The sequence below is a fragment of the Roseiarcus sp. genome, from assembly GCF_052145395.1.
Lineage (GTDB): Bacteria > Pseudomonadota > Alphaproteobacteria > Rhizobiales > Beijerinckiaceae > Roseiarcus.
The window spans coordinates 1-3517 of record NZ_JBKQOT010000004.1; the positions used below are offsets into that span (position 1 = coordinate 1).

The window sequence follows — 3517 nt, forward strand, 5'->3', positions numbered from 1 at the left end:
CGGCTTCAACGAAGCGCGTGACCGCCGCGATGTAGGTCTCGATCGACGTACCGCGTCTGCGATACTTGGCGCGCTTGACGTACCAGTCCTGCAGGAGCGGTTTGATCAGCGAGGCGGTGAGTCGGACCTCCTCCGTAGCGAAGTCGCCGCGCGCGACGCCGCGAGCGATGACGTCGGCGAAAACGTGTTCGGTCGCCTCTTCGGCGTCGACGGCGATCTTGCGTTCGGCCGGCGGAAACGACTTCGCCTCCATGAAGGAAAAAACGAACCAGGGATGCATCGCCTCCGAGAGGCGAATGTGGGTGTCGATCACCCATGCAAGATGAGCGCGAGGTTCTCCCACAAGCTGTTCCGGCGGCGCGCTCAGGACATCCGTCGCGGTCGCTGCGACCTCCCGCAGGATCATCGAGAGGAGCATCGCCTTGCTGTCGAAGTAGGAATAGAGGCCGCCCATGCTCAGGCCCGACGCTTTGGCGAGGTCGCGCAGGCTGGTCGCATGGAAACCCTGACTATTGGAGAGCTTGAGGGTCGCTTCGATGATTCGCGCCAGGTTGGCGACGGCGAGTTCCGGCTTGCGGACCCGAACGACGCTTCGATGCCGCTCCAGGATCCTGGAGCACAGCGCGTCGGTCGTCACGGTGGCCGACCACGGCCTTTGGCGCGCAGCTTGCACGCCCCCTCCCCTATTGTCTTGGTCTGGTCCTCTCGATGAGAGGGACTGACATGTGACTAGCATGCCAGACAAAAGGAAATGACAAAAGTGGGCGCAGCGAAAAAATGAGCGAGCGCTCGTTCTTTTTGTAGCCTTCAACGGTTTTGGAAAATCCGTCTCTTCACGTGAGAAGACAGTCGCTCTGTGGCGAAACTCCAGCACGAGGCGGGCCCGGAAGTTTCAGCCATGAACTACCGCTTTCGACCCTTTTCTCTAGTCCCGCTTACGACAGCTTATCGCCGGCTCCGTGCCTGAAACTTTTGAGGACTCGTGCTTCAAGGTGGCCGAGATGAGGACCCGTCTCGATATGACTCAGGCTTCCCCCGACCATTGCGCGCTCGACCAGCTCATGGGAAGTTTGAGCGCGGAACTCGCGGCCGAAGCAAAGCTCCTCGCGTCGGAGACGGAAGGCTTCGTCGTCGATGAATGCGCGCAATTCGCACGGCGGGGCGGGTTTCACGGAGGAGACCGAGATCGCGCGCATGTACACATTGGCGTGCGCGAGCCGCATCTATGCCGGGGCGTCTAGCATTATGACGGAAATCATCGTCAGGGGCCTCGGCCTCGAGCCCAATCGTTGGCCGCAAATAACACAGTTTTGTGGGAAGGAAGCATGAAGCACCCATCCTATTTTGCCGCCACTCAGCCCGACAAAGTCGCCTATCGAATGGCTCGGTCGGGCGAGATGATGACCTTTGCCGAGCTCGATCGGTTGTCGAACCAGGGCGCCCAGGCGTTTCGCTCGCTCGACGTACAGATGGGCGAGAACATTGCCCTTCTGTTCGAGAACCGGTTGGATTTCATCGCGCTCACCTGGGCGGCGCAGCGCAGCGGTCTGTTCTACACCGCTATCAGCCATCACCTGACGCCGGGCGAAACCGCCTATATCGTAAGGGATTGCGAGGCGAAGCTCCTGATCGTTTCGGACTCCCTCGCGCATCTTCTCGAGGACTTGCGAAGCGCCTGTCCCGGCGTCCGCTTTTTCGTCAGCGGCCGAGTAAGCGATCCCGCGCTCGACTGGCGAGCTCTCCAGGCTACGATGGCCGCCACGCCGATTCCAGACGAGGCGGCGGGCGCCGACCTCCTCTATTCTTCCGGCACCACCGGCCGGCCGAAAGGCGTCGCGCGCGTCTTCGACAGGAAACCCATCGACACCGTGATTCCCGCGCTGATGACGGTTCTTTGCGAGACCATGGCGGGAATGGATCGGAACACGATCTATCTCTCACCAGCGCCGCTCTACCACGCGGCGCCGCTTCGGACCTCGATGATGGCCGTCATGCTCGGCGGATCGGCGATCGTCACGGAGAAGTTCGACGCGGAGGAATGTCTGGCGCTGATCGAGCGCTTCAAGGTCACGCACGCGCAATTCGTGCCGACGATGTTTGTGCGGATGCTGAAGCTCCCGGAGGAAACGAGGGCGAAGTATGATTTCTCCACCCTCGAAGTCGCGTTTCATGCTGCAGCCCCGTGTCCGCGCGACGTCAAGGCGCGGATGATCAATTGGTGGGGACCGATTCTGATCGAATACTACGCCGGATCGGAAGCAAATGGCGTCACCCTGACCACGTCCGAGGACTGGGCGCGCCATCCGGGCACGGTCGGCAAGTCGCTCATCGGGCGGATCGTCGTGGTCGACCCGGCCGGCAGGGAGTTACCGCCCGGCGAGATCGGCGACGTCTATTTCGACAGCGGCATCAATTTCGCCTACCGGAACGATCCCCAGAAGACCCAGCGGGCCTACCTCCGTCCCGGATGTTCGACGATCGGGGACGTCGGTTATGTCGATCAGGAGGGCTTCCTCTTTCTGACGGACAGAGCCGCCCACACGATCATCTCGGGCGGCGTGAACATCTATCCTCAGGAGACGGAAGACCTGCTCGTCAGCCATCCGGATGTCTCGGACGTCGCGGTCTTCGGCGTGCCGAACGAGGAGATGGGCGAGGAAGTGAAGGCCGTCGTTCAGCTCGAGCCCGGCGTTCCGGCAACGCCGGAAAAAGCGAGCGAACTCATTGCATGGTGCCGCGAACGGCTCTCGCATTTGAAAACGCCGCGCAGCATCGACTTCCGCGAATCCTTGCCGCGCACGCCGACTGGAAAGCTCGTCAAGCGCAAGCTGAAGGATGACTATTGGCCACAAAAACCAGCCGGGAATCCGGGCGGACAGGAATCGGCCTGATTGTTTCTCGCGAGGATGAGGCCGAAGCGAAGAGTTCGGTGAAGCGGGCGCGAAAGGCCATTAGAGCGCCTCGACGATGGTGACATTGGCGATGCCGCCGCCCTCGCACATGGTCTGCAAGCCGTAGCGCTTGCCGCGGGCTTTCAGCGCATGGACGAGCGTCGCCATCAGCTTCGTCCCTGAGGCGCCCAGCGGATGGCCGAGGGCGATGGCACCGCCGTTGACGTTGAGCTTGGCCGGGTCGGCCCCGATCGCCTTGAGCCAGGCCAAAGGGACGGGCGCGAAGGCTTCGTTGACCTCGTAGAGGTCGATGTCGTCAATCTTTAGCCCGGCCTTCGCGAGCGCGCGGCGTGTGGCGTTGATCGGCTCCTCCAGCATGATGACCGGATCGCCGGCCGTCACGACCAACCCGACGATGCGGGCGATCGGCGTCAGGCTATGCGCCTTCAATGCCTGCTCCCCGACGATGAGCGCGGCGGAGGCGCCGTCGCAGATCTGGCTGGCGTTCGCTGCACTGACGACGCAGCCTTCTTTGAGGAGCTTGACCGCGCCGATCGACTCGAGCGACGCGTCGAACCGGATTCCCTCGTCGACTGTATGCTGACCGCCCTCGACGGCGAGCGGCA

At 62.4% G+C, this 3517-nt stretch carries 4 protein-coding genes and 1 pseudogene; 2 read left to right on the forward strand and 3 right to left on the reverse strand.

Annotated elements, in window-relative coordinates; genetic code table 11:
• A partial coding sequence (locus ACLP25_RS00150) for a TetR/AcrR family transcriptional regulator (RefSeq protein WP_442467227.1) occupies positions 1-673 on the reverse strand: 673 nt, incomplete at its 3' end.
• 262 nt (positions 674-935) lie between these two features.
• Positions 936-1223 carry a hypothetical protein gene (locus tag ACLP25_RS00155; protein WP_442467230.1) on the reverse strand — a complete coding sequence of 96 codons (288 nt, stop codon included), beginning with the start codon at positions 1221-1223 and terminating at the stop codon, positions 936-938.
• Between ACLP25_RS00155 and ACLP25_RS00160 the strand changes: the two genes are divergently transcribed.
• The gene (locus ACLP25_RS00160; RefSeq protein ID WP_442467229.1) at positions 1195-1329 is read left to right on the forward strand and encodes a hypothetical protein; all 135 of its coding nucleotides are present in this window, start codon (positions 1195-1197) and stop codon (positions 1327-1329) included. The two genes, ACLP25_RS00155 and ACLP25_RS00160, sit on opposite strands and share 29 nt — an antisense overlap.
• On the forward strand, positions 1326-2891 hold the full coding sequence (locus ACLP25_RS00165) for an acyl-CoA synthetase (RefSeq protein ID WP_442467228.1): 1566 nt from the start codon (positions 1326-1328) through the stop codon (positions 2889-2891). The genes ACLP25_RS00160 and ACLP25_RS00165 overlap by 4 nt, the downstream gene beginning before the upstream one ends.
• Positions 2892-2951: 60 nt before the next feature.
• Here ACLP25_RS00165 and ACLP25_RS00170 read toward each other — a convergent pair.
• Positions 2952-3517: pseudogene (locus tag ACLP25_RS00170) on the reverse strand (acetyl-CoA C-acetyltransferase); the annotation flags it as partial.

Coding starts and splice junctions, on each gene's coding strand:
- ACLP25_RS00155 (WP_442467230.1), bottom strand. CDS start 1,223: ATGCGGCTCGCGCACGCCAATGTGTACATGCGCGCGATCTCGGTCTCC.
- ACLP25_RS00160 (WP_442467229.1), top strand. CDS start 1,195: ATGTACACATTGGCGTGCGCGAGCCGCATCTATGCCGGGGCGTCTAGC.
- ACLP25_RS00165 (WP_442467228.1), top strand. CDS start 1,326: ATGAAGCACCCATCCTATTTTGCCGCCACTCAGCCCGACAAAGTCGCC.